Source organism: Streptomyces sp. NBC_01460 (assembly GCF_036227405.1).
GTDB lineage: Bacteria > Actinomycetota > Actinomycetes > Streptomycetales > Streptomycetaceae > Streptomyces.
This window is the reverse complement of sequence record NZ_CP109474.1, coordinates 83,275-101,338: the sequence shown is the minus strand read 5'-3', so window position 1 is coordinate 101,338 and position 18,064 is coordinate 83,275. Positions and strand designations below refer to the sequence as shown.

The window sequence follows — 18,064 nt, the reverse complement described above, 5'->3', positions numbered from 1 at the left end:
GCCTGCCCGGCGGGATCTCGCAGCAAGAACGGTTCCGGCTACCCCCACCGGCCGGCTGCGCGGAGATCGGCGATAGACGGCATGCTGTCCATCGCTTCTTCTGCACGTCCGTGTTTGATGAGGAGCGCGGCCACCTCCCACGCCTCCACGTCGGCATCTGCCCGGAGCAGGCCGAGAGCCTCGTCGACGCGTCCTGACTGCTCCAGGATCCACGCGGTGCTGGATGTCAGTCCGTACACGTCCGTCGGTAGGGTCTTGGCGTAGGCGAGGGCTTCCTCGTATCGGCCTGCCTCGCCCAGCAGCCCTATCCGGTTCGTGTGGAACCAGGACGAGTGCTCGTCGATGTATTCGGCATCGCGCTCGTCGAGGATGGCCAGGGCGTCATCGAAACGCCCGGCCTCGGAAAGAAGATGGATGACGCTTTCGAGAAGGCAGGCATCGTGGTGGTCGAACGTAGGTCGCCCCACCTCGACGGCCTCCGCGATCCGACCCTGCCGCCCCAGCAGCTCGATCAATGGCCAGCGGCAGCGGTCCCACTCGTCAGCCGCAATGAAACGTCGCAGGACGGTCTCGGCCTCTTCGGCCTGACCGCGGTCTTCGAGGGCCCTGGCGTAGTAGGGCAAGCCGACGTGCGCGTGCTCCCCTATGCCCAGTTCGCGCAGTTCGTCTATGCGACCGTTGCGCTGGAGGAGTTCGGCATAGGCGGTGAGCGTGTTCTGGACCAGGAAGTGACCGGCGGCTACGTCTGCCCTGAGTACCCGGACGGCCTCGTCGACGCGGCCCGCGCGTTCCAGGACCTGGGCCTGAAGGTCCTGCGCATTGCTGGCATCGAGGTTCCATCGTTCCTCACCGCAGGCGGTGCGGGCCCGCTCGGCCTTCGGTGCGAGCAGTTCAAGGACCCGATCGTCCCGGTTCTGGCCCTCGGTCAGCTCGACCAGGGTGGACAAGAGCCATCCCCTGTCAAGATGCGGGGTGAGAACGGAGATCGCTTCATCCACCTGTCCCGCCTTGACCAGCAGCTCCGCGAAGTTGCGGCACACGTGCTCCGACGCCAAATCCGTATCGTCCGGGCGGCCCCAGTCCAGCGCCTGCTGTACCCGTCCCGCCTGCAGCATGATGTCGGCAGCCGCCCAGCGTGCTGGCTCCCAGCCAACTTCGACAAACGGCCTCAGCACGCCCAGAGCCCGCTCGAACTCCGCCATCCTGCCCAGCTCGCACACTGCCGCCCTCGCGCAGGACCACGCTCCCCTTGAAGCCGCCCGGACCAGCAGTTCCACGTGCCCTTGCTCTACCAACAGGTCCACCAACACGGGCGGGTATCCACCGAGACCCCCTGACTGCCACTTAAGATCATCAATATTCACGGCCTGAGCGTACGGCCGCCCACTGACAAACCAGCGGCACCATACTTCGGTCGCTGAGCTAGCCCATCGTCGACAACGCGCCTTCCCTCTAGCCGTTTCGACGATCCTCAACTGCACCGCGTTGCCTCGCGCGCAGCAGGTCGTCCATCACGACAAGGCAAACGTTGCCTGATACGGCACTGATGGCCCTGACGTCGGTGAGCGCCTGCCCGGTCGGATCCGCCAGGTGCTTGACGGGGCCAGTCGGTAGACAGCACCGCGAGCCGGTTTCATCTGATTTTCAGCTGCAGTCGCCAACGGCGCCTCACCGCCCCTGGGCGTCGGCGCGGCCCGTGGGCGTCAGCTGGGCATGTTCCGCGGGGAGTTGGACCGGGCGCTGGAGCGGGGCGTGCATACAGGCGGCATGGTCGCGTTCAAGTGCCCGCCGTGGAGGCGGGATGGCCCGTGGAGCCGCTCGAGAACGTCCCGGTTCGCCGGGCAGGGCCACCATCGCTCGACTGATCAAATCCTGCGCGCCAGGCGATGACACACAGATACGATGCGCTCGCCGCTCGCACAGACGTGCCCATCGGGGCACCCTGCGTGCGATCAACGGGAGGAATCACTTGACCATGTCCTTCGGCGCGAGACCGCGTGCAGTTCTCGCCTCTCTGGGAGCTGTTGCCATGGCGCTGGCCGGCGCCGCAACCCCGGCGAACGCGGTCGACGGGACGCTCACCCCACCGACTTATCTGTTCAACGAGTACAGGCACTGCGCGACGGACGCACAGCAGCCTTCGTACCGGGGGGCCCGCGAAGGTCTGCTGGTGGAAGGCGTCCCCGGAGTCACAGAGGCCACGGGAGGCGCCCGCGTCAGCGTGCGGTACCAGGTCTGGCCGGTAGCCGATCCCTCGAAGATCACCACGGTCACCCGCGACTACGCCACCCCCGGATTCGAGGCTCCCGCCACCCTTCCGGCAAGCGCGTTCGTCGATGGGCAGAGCTACGCATGGCAGGCGCGGACGGTGGCAGGGGACGCGGTCTCGGACTGGTCAGCACCCTGCTATGTCACCGTCGACAACAGCAAACCTGCGAATGCCCCCTCCATCACCTCGTCGAACTACACACCCGAGACATGGAACGAGGGCGGCGAGCCGGTCGAGTTCACGCTCGGCGCGAACGGCGTCGACGATGTCGAGGGCTTCGAGTTCTCCTGGCAGCAGAGCCTGCCGGTCATCGGTACGAGTATTGGTGACCACGGCATTCCGCAGCCCGTCGACCCGTACGCCGATACAAAGTACTTCAAGCGCGCCAACACGCTCGGTGGCTCGACCACGCTCAGTCTGGTGCCGCCGACCGGCTCCGGTCCGATGACGCTGTGGGTGCGCAGCCTGGACCGCGCCTACAACGGGTCGGGGATCGCCAGGTACGACTTCCGAGTCAATTCCACGGCGCCCACCATCTCACCGGCGGTCCCGGAACCCGAGTTCGGTCAGCCTACCGAGTTCATGTTGCGCCCCGACCCCGAGCTGCAGGCGAAGAGCCCTGTCGTGAGCTACTCCGTCAAGACCATCGGAGGTCAGGAAGACAGGACCTTCGACGTCACGGCACGACCGGACGGCACTGCGACGGTGGAGCTCGCGCTGGATGGCCTCTACAACGAGCACCTCCAGGTGAGCAGCAGGAGTGGCAACGGATGGGTGAGCGACGCAGCGTGGTGGGGTATCAGTTTCGACACCACGCCCGGTGTCTCGTCGGTCACCTACCCGGAGAACGGTTCGGGCGGTGGCATCGGCGTTCCGGGCACCTTCACGTTCACACCCAGGGTGAAGGATGTCGTGAGCTTCACGTACAGCTTCAACAACGGTGACCCGGAGGTGACGGTCCCTGCGGGCGCCGACCACACCGCGAGCGTCGACTGGAGCCCGGCCGCGGATGGCTGGCATGACCTCACGGTGTACGCGACGACCCGCTCGGGCCTTCAGCTGGCGCCCTACGACTACTTCTTCACCGTGAACTGAATCCAACCCACCAGAAAATCCCGGGCCCGGCTCCCCTGCGGAAGCCGGGCCCGCGTCTGCTCAGGCCGGTCAGGCGTCAGCGTCGCTCCCGCGGCGCCCGACGATGACTGCCTCCAAGAGTGCCGGATGCCTGTTCAACAGCGGCCGTGTTGGAGGTCTACCAGTCCTGGTACCGCGAGGGCCGTACGGACGAGACCGAGTTCCGCTCGGTCACGACCTCCGGACATTCGACCTCCATCCGTAGGGGCCATCCCCGCGTGCGCGGAGAGCAGTGGCTGGTCACCGCTTTCAACGCCACGGTCGCGGGAGCATCCCCGCGTGCACGGGGAGCTGACCCCGCTCGGGGCGAACTGTCACCGGCGGACGGGACCATCCCCTTGTGCGCGGGGAGCAGCCGACGGCGTCGTTGGCGTTGAGGATCGCCTCGGGACCATCCCCGCGTGCGCGGGGGGCAGGGCATGACGGTACTGATCATGGGCGGCAGCGGGGGACCATCCCCGCGCGCGCGGGGAGCAGGCTGCGTGACCTGCAGGTTCATCGGCGAGGGAACGCGTTTCTGTGCAGTTTAATGGGACAGCTGTCCACCAAACAGCACCCGGCAAGGCATCGCTGCCGGTCGCAGGCCCATAGAGCCGAGAACCCAAGTGACCCTCCAGCTCCCGCCGCAGGTACTCTCCGATCTCCGTCCGGTCGGCGCCTCTCCGGAGCTTCTGGAGCAGCAAGGGCGCACCTGCAGTCGTGGTCGTCCCGCTCAACGGCCGGGACGCCAAGCGGATCTCATTCGTTGAGCAGGTATCACAGGCCATCCGCGGTGGGCTTCACGTCCCGATCCCACCGTCGTGATCCAGCCGAGGCTCACCGAGCAGCCGCGGCTCAGAGCTCAACCCGCAAGCCCGGCGCGCGCCTTCTGTAGCTGCTCCACGCTCACCGTGCCCGCCTCCGGGAGACCCGCGGCCCCCCACGCCTCCTGGGCGCGCGCCACGACGCCGCCGGCATCGTCCAGGAGCACCTTCTTCGCCATGTTCACGGAGATTGCGCCGTTCCCGAGGTCCACGAGGTGGGCGAGCATGCGCACGTTGTGCTGCCTGTTGCCCGCCTTCTCCTCGTTGTACCGGTAGACCAGAACCCACCTCCCGACCAGGGACCGGGCCCGCTCGATCAGCTGGCGGCCGCGGTCGGTCTCCTCCTGCTCGGTGCGGATGGTCTCCGCGTCGCCGGACGGCGGCCTCAGGGTGAGCAGGCCGCGCCGGCTGCTCTCCTCGATCTCGACCTTCTCCAGGAAGGCGACGAACGTCTTGGCGCTCTCCAGGCGGTCGACGTCCTGCGCCGCCTGCTTGGCGATCATGTGCAGGTCGACGGTGAGCGTCTGGACGCGGCGGCCCCAGGAGGCTTCCTCACCGGGCGGGCAAGGGCCGGCAGCGTGAGCGGCGGCGATCACAAGGCTGTAGTCCACGCCCCCATCATCGCTCCCGGCCCCGACGTCGTAGCTCCACGGGTCGTTCTCTCCCACAGCGCGGCAGGGAGCCCGTCCGCACGGACCAGCCGCAAGGAAATCCGAGGGAGGTCAACTCTCCAACGACGACACTATTCCGAAACCCCCTTCAGATCCCACTCATCACTGCGAGACTGAGTCGAGCAGCTAGGGAGCCGTTTCTGCATGGTGCACGGCGTCTCTACTAGTCCGGGGACGCAGCAGAGATGCCGAAGTAGGTAAGTGCGCACCGCTAGTGCTCACATGACAGTGTTGGTTCTCGCTCCCTACTGTCAGGGGTGAAGGGCAGCCGAACGGCGGCCACGAGGGAGTTCAGATCATGTCCATTGCTGACCACACGGATCAGCTCCATTCACAGGCGGAGATCGCCGCGTTGGCGGGCGTCTCCCGGGCGACCATCACGCAGTGGCGCAGGGCCCCCGGCTTCCCGCCCCCGCAGCGCGGCGGGGAGTCGGATCTGTTCCATCGGGCCGGCGTACTCGCCTGGCTGGACGAGCGGCCGGTGCCTGGGCGGCTGCTGCAAGGAGATTCGGAGGGCACGACGTTCGGTGCACGAGCGCGCGCGGCCCTGGCCGGGAAGCCGCAGACCGTCTCCGACGCGCCTGAGACGGTCGAGCCGGACATGCGGCCCGATCCACGTGACGTGGACCACGTGCGTGCGCTCATGGGGCAGCTGTGCGAACGGGTACGAGGCGCCGGCTCCAGGGTCGACTACGTGAACCTGCTTGCCTCGTTGCACTTCCTGCGGCGGTTCAAGGGCCCCGAATGGGACGACGTCGTCACGATGTCCCGTACCGGTGAGGGTTCGGACGGCGCCGCCGCTCTCCTCCAGCACATCGCCGGGGGACTGGACGAACAGCTACGGCGCCACGGCATGCGTCCGGCGATGCGTCAGTCGCTCGCGCGCCTCGAGCCCCGTTCGTACAACGATCTGCGCCACGTGGTGCACCTGGTCGGCGAACTCGGGCACAGGGCGTTCGACCTCATGCTCGACGAGTACGAGTTGCTGGCCGGCTTGGACAGTGGCGAGTTCTTCACCCCGCGCGCCGTGGCGGACCTCATGGTCCGTATCGCCGGGGAGAACACCGAGGGTGAAGTCCCCCTGAGCGTCTACGACCCGTACACCCGGGGCGGAGAGCTGCTCGCCGCCGCGACCACCTGGTGTGCCGAGCAAGGCGTGGCTCCGCCCCGGATGGAGGTCTGCGGAATCACTCACGGGCGTGACACCGCCCCTCTGGCGACCATGAACCTGACCCTTCGCGGTGCTCGGCCCCGTGTGTTCGTCTCCTCCGATCGGTCCCCCTGGAACACGGCCACGGCATTCTCCGGGAAGCGGTTCGACCTCGTCCTCAGCAACCCCCCGTTCAACATGAGCGACTCCACCGGGGAGCCACGCAATGAGGGCAACTGGCCTTACGGGCCTCCGCCGCTGGGCAACGACAACCTCGCCTATGTGCAGCACGTGCTGAGCTCGCTGGAGGAAGGCGGCACCGCTGCCGTGATCATGCCCAACAAGGCCGGCAACTCGGCGAACAAGGCGGAGAAGGCCATCCGCCGAGCTGTGGTGGAGCGCGGCGCGATGAAGGCTGTCGTCGCCCTCCCGGACCGCTTGTTCTCCCACACGTCCGTACCGGTGTCGGTGTGGTTCCTGGTCCATCCGTCGCAGGCCTGCGACGACATCCTGTTCCTGGACGCCCGCCAGGTGGGAATCCCGAACCGGGGAAAGCGCACCCTCCGGGACGAGGACGTCCAAGCCGTGGTCGACGCCTATCGGTACGCAGGGGGCAACCGGGACGGCATGGGGCAGAGTCTGCTCGTACCGACCACGGTCGTCGACAGGCAGACGGTTCAGGAACGGGACTGGTCGCTCAGCCCCATGGACCACATCGACACGCACGAACCCCGCCGGGGCGCCGCCGAGGCGGCCCACGCAGAAGTCCTGCACGAGCTGGAGCAGCGGAAGCGAGAGGTGCGGGAGGCGGACCTGGCCGCGGGAGTCGCTCTGGAGCGGCTGGAGCACGAGGAAGGACAGGACGGCCCCGTCGAGTGGGAGCGCGTGGTGCTGTCCAGCCTGTGCGGGGCCAGGACCACTACGGGAGGGATCCAGGCAGGGCCGTCCTACAGCCTGCTGAAGAAGCACATGGCGACCGTGGGCGGTGTGCCGCTCGTCTATCCCCAGAACCTGCGCGAGGGCCGGATCGAGAAACTGGCCGATGACCGGCGAGTCGCGGAGAGGGCTGCTCGCAGTCTGGACCGCTTCCGACTGCGGCCCGGGGACATCGTCTGTGTCCGAACCGGTGCCATGGGCCCGCCGGCTCTGGTACGGGATGTGGGGGCCGACTGGTTGATGAGCACCAATGTGATCCGGCTGCGGGTGGACGAGAGGCACCGAGACCGCGTCCACCCGGGATATCTCGCGGCCTACTTGGGGCGGCCCGAGTCGGTCGCCTGGGTACGGGACCGGGCAAGTGCGACGGGTGCGCCATCTATCAGTGCCGCGGCACTGGGCAACCAGCCCGTGCTGCTTCCTCCGTACACGGAACAACAACGCGTCGTCGCCGTCCTCGACGCGCTCGACGCTCAGGCGATGGCCCACAGCCGTCTCGCCGAAGCGGTCGCTGCCACCCGCACCGCCGTGGTGGAGCGCCGGATGTTCTCCGATCTCGATCAGGCCGCTCGGCCGGAGGCCGGAAGGCGCTCATGACCTCCGCCCGTCACCTCCCACATCCACCGACCTCTGCTGACGAAGGAACCTCAGTGACCTCCCCGACCGCCCCGTCCCCGGCACCGGCCCCGGCGTCCCACACCTGGGCGGTCTGGCTGCTGGTGATGGTGCTCTTCTCCGTCGTCGTCGCTCTGCTCGTGATCATGCTCAAGCAGCACAGCGGCTCAGGGCTCGCGGACGCGGTCCTGTCGGGTGGCGCCGCCTTCGGATCGACGATGTTCGTCTGCCTGGGTGTCGTCGCCGGAATCAGGGAGCTGCGTCGGTCACGGTGACGATCCCCCATCGGGCCCGACACTGATCGGCCCTGGAGCCAGGCGCAGTCGGCCGGTTCCAGGGCCGATCAGTACTACCGGCGACCCACGGTGATCCAGCCCCAGGGGCGTTCCCTCAAGGGTCAGCGGAACGGAGGTTCTCCGGTTGGTGGAGTCCTACTCAAAGGGCACTGTCAGGAGGGCACTATTTCGTTCCTGTGCTTCCCCTGCGAACGCGGGGTCTTCTCCCCCACCCGCCGCGGGTCGATCGTCCGTGGATCGACGGCCTCGCCCGGGGCGCCTTCCTTGTAGAGGCCCTCGGGGTCGTTCGGCCTGTCGTGGGGCAGCAGGAAGAACGTACGACGCTGGAAGAGCCCGCTGTCGGGATTGGCCTCGGCGTCCCTGTCGAGCTCCGCGTAGCCGACCATCCGTCCGTCCCGGGCGTAGCGGGGCTTGCCGCTACGCCGGGCGCTCTTGTCGAGCGCCTGGCGGACGTAGTCGAGTTCGTCGAGGTCTTCCAGCCACACCACGTTCGCCTCGTGTGTGAGCTGGCTTTCCTGCAGCAGCGAGCTCATGGACGTAGCTCCTTGTCGGTGATGTGGCGGTGCGGAGGAATACAGCTGCTCGATGTGGACGATGCGGGGCGGGGAATCGGGACACCTCCATGGTAAGAGGGTTCCCTGATCGGGGACATCAAGCCCTGGTGTCTCATACGCGTCTACCTGCCGGTCCGTCAGGACGGACCAAGTCGTCCGGAAGCAGCGCCAGGGCCGGGTAGTACTTCTTGCCGCTGGACTTCAGCATCTCGGCGGGGGACGCGAGCCCGATCTCCTGCCGGATACGGCCGGCGAAGGCGCGCGCGGTGTCGGCCCTGATGCCCTCGGAGCTGCACCACGCGGTGTAGGTCGCGTAGAGGAGCCCCTGCTCGACGCGCAGGTCTCCGGTGTCCGGGCCCTGCCGCGCGCACGCTTCGCTGAGGAACCGCCCGATGTGGTCCTCGGTGGTCTCGTACGCGGCGGTGGCCAGACGTACGGAGGACGGGCCTGTCAGCGGGTCACGGCTGGTGAGGTAGCGCATCGCGCCCTGGATCAGCCAGTGCAGGATGCCCGGGCCTTCCTCCTCCACGAGCTCACCGGCAAGGTTGTCGATCTTCCGGTCGGCGGCGACGACTCGTTCGAAGGGGATGAGACGGATGCGCCGCCAGAACGCGTGGCCTCCCGTCCCGACCTCGGGCTGGTGGTTGCCGAGCAGCCAGAGCTTGTGCGTCGGGGTGAAGCTGAAGTAGTCCTGCCGCATGCGGCGGGCCTTGATCTTGTCCCCGCCTGTCAGGAGCTTGACCCGGGCCTCGTCGAACTTGTCGTTGGGCTTGAGCTCGCTGCACACGAAGATGCGGCGGCCGTGCAGCTCCGTGAGCTCCGTCGAGTGCTCCGCGAAGTTGCCCTTGTCCATCAGGAAGCCGGGCGGAGCAGCGTCCGCGTAGTCCCCCATGACCTGGATCATGACGTCGAGCAGGACCGACTTCCCGTTGGCGCCCTTGCCCCAGAGGAAGGGCAGGACCTGCGCGCCGACGTCTCCGGTGATGGAGTACCCGAGCAGCAGGTGCAGGAAATCGATCATCTCCTGGCCCTTGGTGTCGGCACCGAAGGTGTCGTCCAGGAAGGCGTGCCAGCGGGGGGTCGGTGTGGCCTGCGGAGCCACGTTGGTGGCACGGGAGTGCAGGTCCCGCAACGGATCAGGCTTGTGCAGGCGGCCGTTACGCAGGTCGACGACGCCCGCCGGTGTGCACAGCGAGTAGGCGTCGCCGTCGAGGACATCGGGGTCCAGGCTGAGCACGGGTGCGGCCTTCGCCTGGTGGAGCAGCGCCTTCATCCCGCTCGTCGACATGGTCCGGCGGCGGTGCTGGGCGATCTCACGGTCGCTGAAGATGCCTCGGGGATCCGTGGGCGACATCTGCTCGGCCATGTCACCGGCGGCCCACAGAGCGGCCTTCTCGCCCCCCACACGCTTCCACCGGAACTGGTCCCAGCAGTACCAGCCGAGGCCTTCGACATGACGGAACTGGTCGCTGTAGAGCTGGGCGAAGAGCTTCGCGTTGCCGCGGTCGGTGAGCATGGGCGGCAGCAGAGCATGCGTGTCCGTCACGGCAGGCGCCTGTACCTGCTGGGGAGGGACCCACGCGGGGGCAGCAGCCTCGAAGTCGAGCATCTGCTGAGCGGCGGCGGCCGCATCGAAGCGGCTGCTCTCGGCGCTACTCATGCGAGTCCTTTGGGATGGAACGGGCGGCTGGCGCCTGCGGAAAGGGCTGCGTCGATGATCGTCTCACTACGGCGGGTCTGATGGGGACGAGCATAGTGAGCGGCTTCTGTCAGTTCTTGGCGGGCTTCGGACTGGTTCAGGTACCCCGCTCCTGCGAGCCCTCCGGCCGTGTACGCGGCGCGGTTGAGTTTCTCGGTGAAGCCTGTCCCTTCGGCTGAGGCCGCACATTCACGAACGGTCTCGATGAGCGGCTGCAAGAGCGCCTGCACGGCGCCGGTCCTCGGGCGCCGTGCTTGCCCGGCCGGCCTCGGGCCGGGAACCGGGGGCGGCTGTATGACATGGCCGGTACGGCGCAGTTCGGCAGAGAGCCAAGCTGGGAGCGGGGCAGGGTCCCTGACCGCTCCGACGGGGGTGTAGGCACCCGCTGTCGTACGAGTGGTGGGGGCCACGATGTATCCGCCATGAGCCCGTACGTCGACTTGCCAGGCAAGGGCAGTCCTGGGGCTGGAACCGGTGGAGGAGCGATAGCTGACGGCAGGCTCGGAGTTGACGTACCAGATGTGAAGTCCCCCGGAGGGGGTGCGTACACGCAGGGTCGTCTCGTCCTCCGCCGGGTTCGGTTCCTTGCGGTAGGCGGCGAGGAGGGCGAGCGTGTCGAAGCCGGAAGCCAGCCCGGAGAGGTCCACCTGTTCCGGGATCGGGATCCCCGGCAGGAGCCGGTCACGGCCTGGTACCTGTGCCGCGTGGGCATCCACGTCCAGGACCACGAGGTGCGCCGGTCCGCACGACACACCGACGCCTGCGCGCGGCTCCCTGCTCCACCAGTCCTCGACGCGCGCGAGGTCGGTCGTCGCGCTGTGGAAGCCGTGACACCACAGGCCTCGTTCATGGCAGGGGCATCGCGAGGGTTCGTGGCTGCGGACACGGCACTGGTCACAGTTGGCGGCAGGCGTCTTACGTCCCGGAGCCAGCGGGTGGACCGGCCAGTGGCGGCCTGCAAGCCAACGTGCCACGTCCGCAGGCCGCGGCTGTTGCGCGACGTCGGACGGAGCCGTGTCGGCGGGGCGCTGCTGCACTGTTCGTCGATCCGTCCTCATGTGTGGTCAAGCTGGGCTCCTCCCCCACCGAGCCCGGCCGTATTCCCAGCTCAGGGATGGTGGCGTGAGGGACTGAGGGACTGAAGGGACCGAGTTTCCGATATGGCGGATCGAGCGTAGCGTACGGCGTCGCCCCTTCGTGGGAGGCATGAGTACTTATTGCAGAGTCAGTCCCTTCGGTCCCTCAGCCGGTGAGTTGGGCGAGAGCCGCGGCAGATCCCGTCTTGCGGCTCTCGCCTGAGGGACCGAAGGCCTGCCAGGGGCGAGGGACCCAACGGTCCCCTTTCAGTCCCGGCCCTGTTTACGCAGGTCAGAGCACATGCGGCCAGGGACCGAGGGACTGAAGGGACCCATTTTCCTAGTTATCAGCGCACCAGGATATGTAAGGGGTAAGCCTTACGTACGCGTGCATACACGCGCGCCCACGCAGCTGGAACAGGGAGTTTCGGTCCCTTCGGTCCCTTGAGTCCCGAGCACATCGCTCTGACCTGTGGTTTTTCCGAGGGACTGAATGAGGGAGGGACCGAAGGAGTTTGGTCCCTGCTGGCTTTCGAAGCGCGGTGCGGGTGCTTCGTGAGGAACCTGCCGGGGAACCACTCCCCCGGCAGGCTTCTGTGTACCGACGGTCGCTAGTCTTCCCAAATGCGTGATGGGGGAAGCCAGGACGACAGCGAGAGCTCGCTCGCCGACAACGTGGGCGACACGGGGCGCCGAGGCAGGCTACGCAGTTTCAGGGAGCACCGGCTGGCCGTCTGTGCGGCCGCATTCGTCGTTCTGGCGGCTGGGGTGACGATTCCTCTTGTCCTGACGGGGTCTGACGACGCCGAGAAGCCCTGCCATCAGCTGACTGCCTCGGCGCGCGCTCTTGCGGACGACCCAAGGGCGGCCACCGAGGCTCTGGACCCGGGAGACGATCTTGCGAGAATCGGATCGGCACGGAAGCTCCTGAGGCACACCAGGGTGTGCGGTGACGGTGCTCAGATCCTCGGGCGCATGGTGAACAGCGCCACGAGTTCTCTTGCCCCCGGTAGCCCTCACACCGAGGCGCAGGCCCGGGCAACCTACGCGGTGGCTGCAGCGGTGCATGGTCTGGAGCTTCCCAAAGGCCTCGCGCCGGGTCTGGCCCGCATGGTGGCCGACTACGTGGTGGACGCCGGAGAGAACACAGGGTGGGGTGGGGACCGACTGCCCGGGCCGGCCGTTTCCCCGCAGGAGGCACGCCCTGACCCGCAGGGCTGGTCGAGGTACGGCCGCTTCCTCGCCCCTGGCGAGGCACACACGGTCTTCGGCTACATCGAAAGCAGTTCCGGTGCGGAGGCGGACATCGAGTCCCTGGTCGCGGAACTCAGCAAGGAGCCGGAGGCGTTCGCGATTCTTTACGATGCAGAGCGGGCTAATCTTGCGCATCATCTCGAGCGTCTGACCAACACCGGGGGGAATCCGGACTTTCGCCCCCCATCGCGTCCGGACAGCCTTTCCACGGAGACGACCGGGCCCGACCGCGATCTTCAGCATGTCGCCGACCACATAGGTTCGCTGATGAAACATCGTGCCGGATACGCCACGGACGGCACCATCCCCGACCTCGCCGCGTTCGACAGGGCTGTCCGCCGGCACACCCGCGGCACCTATCAGCCTGCTGACAAGCAGCTGAACTCGCGCCCGGTCATGGGAGACATAGCGGGCCGTCCCGTGTCGGGGCCGGTGGACGGCGATCTCATGGACGGGCGGTACCAGCTGCTCAGAGTGCTGGACGGCTGGGCCCAGGACCGCGGTATCCCTGCGCGCCGTGCCGCGGCCATGAAGCAGTTGATGGACGATGCCTATGTCCGAGCGCTCTGGCTGCGGGTCTGATCCTGGCCCGGCCCCCTGCCCACTCCTGCGGGTCAGAAGTGGAAGCGCAGGCCGGTGCAGCCTCGCCGCCGCACCTCGTCCTGGGCGAACAGCTTCAGCATCCGCTGTCTGGCGCCGACGTCAATCCCTGGAATGTCCTGCTCCCCCACGACCGCATAGTTGGCGGCCTCGTCCTCGCACTGAGCGGTGGCGGTCATGGACCTGGGTACGCCGTGGTTCTCGTCGGCGGTCAGACGGTTGCTCCAGTCGCCGTACCACGATGCGAAGGCGAGCCTGGAGGGATTCGGCGTATCTTCTCCGTTCTCCGCGGAGGACAGGTCGCAACGACTGCTGGGTGCTGCACTGCTGGCCGCCACGGCGACCTGCCAGTTCCCGCCGGCAGGCAGTCCCGCTCCGGCCACCCACCCGCAGGGTGTCCCTTCGGCCTCCGCTATCGGCACCATTCTCGGATCGTCCTCCAGGTCGGCCAAGGGCGTTTCCGGCTTCGGAGCCTTCAAGGGCTTTGCGCCGCAACCGAGCTTGTCGGAAGCCACGTTGGAGAGGGCCACTGCCAGCCGATGAGCGGCGCCGGGTACGCCAGTGAGGACAGTCCGTCCCATGGAGATGTTGACCAGAAGCTTCCGCTTCCTGCCGCCGTCATCTGCAGGCAGGTCCGGGCATGGCAGAAACAGGCGAATGGTCCCGTACTGGTCGACGAACCCCGGGAGCCCGCCCGGCAGTGGGCTCTGACTGTCGAATCCGTTCTCGGTGAAGACGGACATCAGCTCCCGGTCCTGGTCGTCCCGCCGGGTGTATGCGGCCATCGAGACGAATCGCTTTCCGTCCGTGTCGCCGCCCGCGAGCGTGACTCCGCAGGTGTAGGAGCCCAGTCCCTTAATGTTCCTGGACTCCTCGGCGTTCAGGAGGGAATCCTCCGGCGTCAACTGCTTCACGGTGTCCCGGGGAAGGCCCTCGCCGCAGGCGCTCCGGATCAGAGCCCATTCCTTCACGTAGGGCTGCGCCGTATAACCGCCCACGCCCAGGACGACAGCAGCCGCCACCGACACCTTCACCCAGCGTCGCATCGTCCCCGCCCCCGTCGCACCGACCACGCTTCGACCCCTGTTGGGGCCGTAGGTACCTTACGGGCCGAGGCACCGCATCCGATTCCAGGGCCTGAGGGGTTGGTGAAGGACGGGAACGCGCTTCTTCGGTGGCGGCGTATGGACGCGGGCTTCGCGATGGACGAGGACCTTTCCCGCTGATGCGGGGAGCACCTTCGACTCGACGACGGCGTGGCCGCCGGCGTTGGGATCATCCCCGCGCGTACGGGGAGCACGTCGTCTTCTACAGGCTCATGACCACGACGCCGGGACCATCCCCGCGCGTACGGGGAGCATTCTGCGGCGGAGTTCTCGCCCCAGCGGCCCAGGGGGCCATCCCTGCAGGAGCAGGGAAGCACGTACCGAGACCATCGCCTTCACCCTCCAGCAGGGAACATCCCCGGCGTTGCGGGAAGCACGCGCCCGCGATCGTGGCGACCGTGTCGGTGTCGGGACCATCCCCTCAGAAGCTGAGGGGTAGCAAGCGTATACAAACTGCCTGACCTGCGCACCGTGCCTGGTGCGCTCACCGAGTCAGCAGAAGCCCACACCCGTAAGCCCGACCATGCCCTATCCCGTGCGTCATGGCATCCACCAGGGCAGCAGGATCGGTCACCTTCAGGGTTCCTCGGATCTCTGCACGGGCTATCCGCAGGCCCTTGTGATGACCAGGGCTCGATACTGCCGGAAGCATCCTGACGGCCAGAGAGTCCTCCTCTGCGGTGGCACCGATTCGTACAACGCCGTCGGGTCCCGTTCGGGGCTCCCCCGGAGGCTGAAGGCGGCGGACGAACCAGTTCCGTACGTGGTCGGGCCGCGTGTGTTCAGTGCGCCGGCCCCTGGTGCGCTCGGGAGACGGAGGTCCTGACGGCCGGCTGCGGACAGGGTTGATGACACTTCGGAAGGTCAGGGAGTCTCCGGCCCGCAGCGTACGGTCGACGGTGAGGACGTGCGGCTTGTCGGTCAGTGCTCCAGGGGGCATCCCGGCCCAGTCCCCCGCTACACGGGACTGCACGACCAGGACGAGCACCCCTTCCTTCAGGTCGACCGACCACGTGGAAAGGATGCCCATCTGTGCCCGGGCGTCGGAGTCGCCGTCCGCCACCCAGCCGCGGAAGCCGCTCATGACGGTGCGATGCATGTCCTGCGCGTCGACGAGGGACTTTGCGGTGTATGGATGCCGGGTGTCCATGGACAGGACGCTATGGGTGGCCACGAAACGGGCGCTGGCTTGAGGCTCGGTCACGGGATGATGTCCCATTCGGTGGCATTTTCGGCGATGGTGACGCGGGTACGGGCTTCCCACCGTGTGCTGTGGCTTCTACGCTCCGAGTCGAAGGTGACGGGCTGGTCCTGGACGGGCGATGCCGCCGTAGTGCCCGGCGTGGTCTCGACCCACGCCCATGGCCGGGGAGACGGCAGTGGGCCGTTGCCGTGCCAGGGCAGGAGTGCGGTGCGCCGGAAAGCTTCCTCGACGGAACCGGTGATGAGCGGTCCGGCGAGCGTTCCTGATGGGGGGCACGCTTTTCGTCCCAGCCACAGCAGGCGCTTCGGGTGTTCCAGGGCTGCTGCCACAGCACGGAGGAAGTCTCGGTCCGGGTGTTCCAGTGCGGCGACGAAGGCCGCATCTGCCAGATACCAGCGCTCCGTGATGAGGGCGTTGCGGGAGAGCTGCTTCGAGACCAGAGCGCCGGAACCCGGTTCGGACTCGATGTACTTGGGTGCTCCGTACCAGTCGGCCAGCTCATGATGCCCGAATGCGGAGCCTTCGACAGCTGCCATCGATGCGGCGAGTTTCGCCGCTCTGCGGTGGTCGGTGATGACATCGCGAGGCCGTACCGGGAACCGGCCGGCGCCCACGACGTGGTAGTCACGCAGCGGCGTCCCCGGTTGGTCGGCGCGGACCCCGAAGCGGACCTCCGCGAGCTCCCCCAGGTCGTCGGAGCGGTCGAGACCGAGGGCAGCGGCACAGAGGCCGATCACCCCGGACTTCGTCGGACGGGGCTGTGTGTCGCGGCGGGAGAACCTGGACACGACTCCCCACGACTGGAGAGGGGCGGCGAGCCGAACCAGCAGGACCTGCGGATTCACGCCGTCAGTCCCTCGACCGACGGGACGTCCTTGACACCGAGCTCCTGCAGGACTGCGTGCACGGCGGGTTCGTACGTGAGGACCCGGGCGGCGGTGACGTCGTCCCGGCGCGTGCGGACGAAGTCGTGGTGGGCGAGGAGGCGCCGAACAGCCAGTTCGCCTGCCGGAGCACCTTCGGCCGCTTCGTCGATGGGGCGCTGGAAGGCAGAGGCATAGTTGAACGGCCGGTCTCCGTCGAAGGCGAGAACCAGGGCAGGCAGCGTCCCGGTCGAGGCGGTGGAGTTCTTCTTGGCCTGCGGGAAGGCGTTGACGAACGAGCTGACGAACTCCGACTCCGCGGCGGCGGCAGAAGTCTCGGACTCCTGCTCGGACATGCCGGCGGCGCGCAGGTTCTGCCTCAGTTTGTGACGGTCGAGGACGGCATGACGGTAGAAGGTGCCAGAGATCAGTGACTGATAGCCGGTCATCCCCGCCCCGGAGTCGTCCGCGGTGTCGAGGAAGTCGAGGGCATTGCTCTTGCGGTTGAGCTTGACGTCGTCCGCAGCGGCATAGAAGTCATCCGTGTGCTCTGCTTCGTGGACGGTGAAAGCGTGGCTGCTCTGGATGGCACCGTCGACGTTCGGTGAGTCCGCGATCTCAGCCAGGAAGCGACCGTAGAGAGCGATGTCGATGGCGTCCCGGGGTGCCAGGGCTGTCAGAACCGCGGCTCTGGTCTCCTTGGACAGCGCGGGAAGCTTGGCCGGTTCAGCTTCGGGCTCGTCGCTGTTCTCCTCCTCGCTGCTCTTACGGCGCCCCTTCGGCTTCTTGGTCGCAGCCGCCGAGGACAGGGCCGTGTACTCCTCTGCCCAGGTCGTGATCGAGTCCCGCTCGGCATGGAGGTGATCGGCGATGCGGTCGCCCGCGTCCGCAGGCGCGAAAAGAAGCACCTTGGTCAGGTTGACCACTGTCTGCTTTGCCGGGTCCCCGAATTTGAGGCCGATGCCTTGGAGCACCGCACGGGCAGTGGCCACGGACTGCTCCTTGGACCAGCCGTGGCGGCTCTCCAGTGCACGAGCCGTTTCCAGTGCCCATTCGCGCGTACGGATGCCCATGGTGTGCCCTGCGAGCGGACCCTTCGCAGAATTCGCGCGGTCCCGGGAGTACACCCGCTCGGCGCGTCGGCGTGCCTGGCTGGTGATCATGTGCCGTTCGACACCGCCGTAGACGATCGATTTGGGCGCACCGTTCTCGTCCCGGACAGGAAGGACGGCGACGAGCGTCTCAAGCAGGTGGAGAGAGAGGAACTGATGCCCGTGCAGGGTGACTTGGGTGCTCACGTCAGAGAGTCCTTCGGCGTGGTCGGGACGGCCCTGGGGGCCCTGGCCCTGCTCGGCGGCGCGTGGAAGTCGACGGCCCAGCGGTAGCGGATGCGCGCTTCACGGTCGGTCCAGCGGACGAGATCATCCGCGAGGCGTGCCCAGGAAGGCGGTGGCTCGCCGCACGAGCGCAGCCGGGTGATGGCGTGCTGGAGATGCCGCAGAGGAGGCCTGCGGCTGGAGACGATGCGATCGATCAGGCGAGCTGCCCCGGCGTCGTCGGGACCACGGCCGACACCGGACCCGATCCTGCGGGCGGAGTGACCGAGACTTCCGTAGCCCCAAGAAGGCTCTCCCGCGCCCCGATGGTAGACGGCGAACAGAAAGGCCACCTGTTCGAAGACCTCACGGCGCTTCTCGTCGTTCCAGCCCGCCTTCCAGCCCGCTTCGACGTGGGCGTTCTGACTGATCGTCGGCCGTCGTAGTTCGGCCAGTCGTCCGTAGTCACGGCTGTTCACCAGACCCACCAGCCATTGGGTGAGTTCCTGGCTGCGCCC

14 protein-coding genes are annotated in these 18,064 nt (G+C 67.4%); 4 read left to right on the top strand and 10 right to left on the bottom strand.

Translation table 11 applies throughout. The features are described 5' to 3' along the window. Positions 1–38 precede the first annotated feature (38 nt). Positions 39–1,202, bottom strand: a complete 1,164-nt coding sequence (locus OG488_RS38995; protein ID WP_329239469.1) for a hypothetical protein — start codon at positions 1,200–1,202, stop codon at positions 39–41. An 827-nt stretch (positions 1,203–2,029) separates the two neighbouring features. Here OG488_RS38995 and OG488_RS38990 point away from each other — a divergent pair. Next, positions 2,030–3,364 (top strand): hypothetical protein, encoded by a 1,335-nt coding sequence (locus OG488_RS38990; protein WP_329239466.1) that lies wholly within the window; start codon positions 2,030–2,032, stop codon positions 3,362–3,364. An 880-nt stretch (positions 3,365–4,244) separates the two neighbouring features. On the opposite strand, the gene OG488_RS38985 is transcribed toward OG488_RS38990, so the two are convergent. Further along, positions 4,245–4,817, bottom strand: coding sequence for a hypothetical protein (locus OG488_RS38985; protein ID WP_329239463.1), 573 nt, complete (start codon positions 4,815–4,817; stop codon positions 4,245–4,247). A gap of 358 nt (positions 4,818–5,175) precedes the next feature. Between OG488_RS38985 and OG488_RS38980 the strand changes: the two genes are divergently transcribed. Beyond that, positions 5,176–7,560 carry an N-6 DNA methylase gene (locus OG488_RS38980; protein ID WP_329239460.1) on the top strand — a complete coding sequence of 795 codons (2,385 nt, stop codon included), beginning with the start codon at positions 5,176–5,178 and terminating at the stop codon, positions 7,558–7,560. A 53-nt stretch (positions 7,561–7,613) separates the two neighbouring features. Further along, the gene (locus OG488_RS38975; protein WP_329239458.1) at positions 7,614–7,853 is read left to right on the top strand and encodes a hypothetical protein; all 240 of its coding nucleotides are present in this window, start codon (positions 7,614–7,616) and stop codon (positions 7,851–7,853) included. A gap of 173 nt (positions 7,854–8,026) precedes the next feature. On the opposite strand, the gene OG488_RS38970 is transcribed toward OG488_RS38975, so the two are convergent. The 3 genes from OG488_RS38970 to OG488_RS38960 form a co-directional block, all read right to left on the bottom strand. After that, entirely contained in the window at positions 8,027–8,407 is a 381-nt protein-coding gene (locus OG488_RS38970) for a DUF6009 family protein (protein WP_329239455.1), read from the bottom strand. 133 nt (positions 8,408–8,540) lie between these two features. Continuing rightward, positions 8,541–10,088 carry a DNA primase family protein gene (locus OG488_RS38965; RefSeq protein WP_329239453.1) on the bottom strand — a complete coding sequence of 516 codons (1,548 nt, stop codon included), beginning with the start codon at positions 10,086–10,088 and terminating at the stop codon, positions 8,541–8,543. Then, a complete protein-coding gene (locus tag OG488_RS38960) occupies positions 10,085–11,101 on the bottom strand; it encodes a bifunctional DNA primase/polymerase (RefSeq protein ID WP_329239450.1) in 1,017 nt (338 codons plus the stop codon). Before OG488_RS38960 ends, OG488_RS38965 begins: the two co-directional genes overlap by 4 nt. 1,077 nt (positions 11,102–12,178) lie before the next feature. On the opposite strand from OG488_RS38960, the gene OG488_RS38955 reads away from it, so the two are divergent. Continuing rightward, on the top strand, positions 12,179–13,039 hold the full coding sequence (locus OG488_RS38955) for a hypothetical protein (RefSeq protein ID WP_329239446.1): 861 nt from the start codon (positions 12,179–12,181) through the stop codon (positions 13,037–13,039). A gap of 32 nt (positions 13,040–13,071) precedes the next feature. Here OG488_RS38955 and OG488_RS38950 read toward each other — a convergent pair whose 3' ends face one another. The 5 genes from OG488_RS38950 to casB form a co-directional block, all read right to left on the bottom strand. Beyond that, positions 13,072–14,103 (bottom strand): hypothetical protein, encoded by a 1,032-nt coding sequence (locus OG488_RS38950; protein WP_329239444.1) that lies wholly within the window; start codon positions 14,101–14,103, stop codon positions 13,072–13,074. A gap of 544 nt (positions 14,104–14,647) precedes the next feature. Beyond that, positions 14,648–15,313, bottom strand: a complete 666-nt coding sequence (locus OG488_RS38945; protein ID WP_329239697.1) for a type I-E CRISPR-associated protein Cas6/Cse3/CasE — start codon at positions 15,311–15,313, stop codon at positions 14,648–14,650. Between the two features lie 50 nt (positions 15,314–15,363). Next, positions 15,364–16,212, bottom strand: coding sequence for a type I-E CRISPR-associated protein Cas5/CasD (gene cas5e, locus OG488_RS38940; protein WP_329239442.1), 849 nt, complete (start codon positions 16,210–16,212; stop codon positions 15,364–15,366). Further along, positions 16,209–17,528: a type I-E CRISPR-associated protein Cas7/Cse4/CasC gene (locus OG488_RS38935; protein ID WP_329239440.1), complete on the bottom strand. Its 1,320-nt coding sequence runs from the start codon at positions 17,526–17,528 to the stop codon at positions 16,209–16,211. The genes cas5e and OG488_RS38935 overlap by 4 nt, the downstream gene beginning before the upstream one ends. Continuing rightward, positions 17,525–18,025 carry a type I-E CRISPR-associated protein Cse2/CasB gene (casB, locus tag OG488_RS38930; protein WP_329239437.1) on the bottom strand — a complete coding sequence of 167 codons (501 nt, stop codon included), beginning with the start codon at positions 18,023–18,025 and terminating at the stop codon, positions 17,525–17,527. The genes OG488_RS38935 and casB overlap by 4 nt, the downstream gene beginning before the upstream one ends. Positions 18,026–18,064: the final 39 nt, after the last annotated feature.

Excerpts from the sequence above, each read along its gene's own strand:
- OG488_RS38945 (WP_329239697.1), bottom strand. The coding sequence starts at position 15,313 with ATGGACACCCGGCATCCATACACCGCAAAGTCCCTCGTCGACGCGCAG.
- OG488_RS38965 (WP_329239453.1), bottom strand. The coding sequence starts at position 10,088 with ATGAGTAGCGCCGAGAGCAGCCGCTTCGATGCGGCCGCCGCCGCTCAG.
- OG488_RS38980 (WP_329239460.1), top strand. The coding sequence starts at position 5,176 with ATGTCCATTGCTGACCACACGGATCAGCTCCATTCACAGGCGGAGATC.
- OG488_RS38990 (WP_329239466.1), top strand. The coding sequence starts at position 2,030 with ATGGCGCTGGCCGGCGCCGCAACCCCGGCGAACGCGGTCGACGGGACG.
- OG488_RS38955 (WP_329239446.1), top strand. The coding sequence starts at position 12,179 with ATGGTGAACAGCGCCACGAGTTCTCTTGCCCCCGGTAGCCCTCACACC.
- OG488_RS38950 (WP_329239444.1), bottom strand. The coding sequence starts at position 14,103 with ATGCGACGCTGGGTGAAGGTGTCGGTGGCGGCTGCTGTCGTCCTGGGC.
- OG488_RS38970 (WP_329239455.1), bottom strand. The coding sequence starts at position 8,407 with ATGAGCTCGCTGCTGCAGGAAAGCCAGCTCACACACGAGGCGAACGTG.
- OG488_RS38995 (WP_329239469.1), bottom strand. The coding sequence starts at position 1,202 with ATGGCGGAGTTCGAGCGGGCTCTGGGCGTGCTGAGGCCGTTTGTCGAA.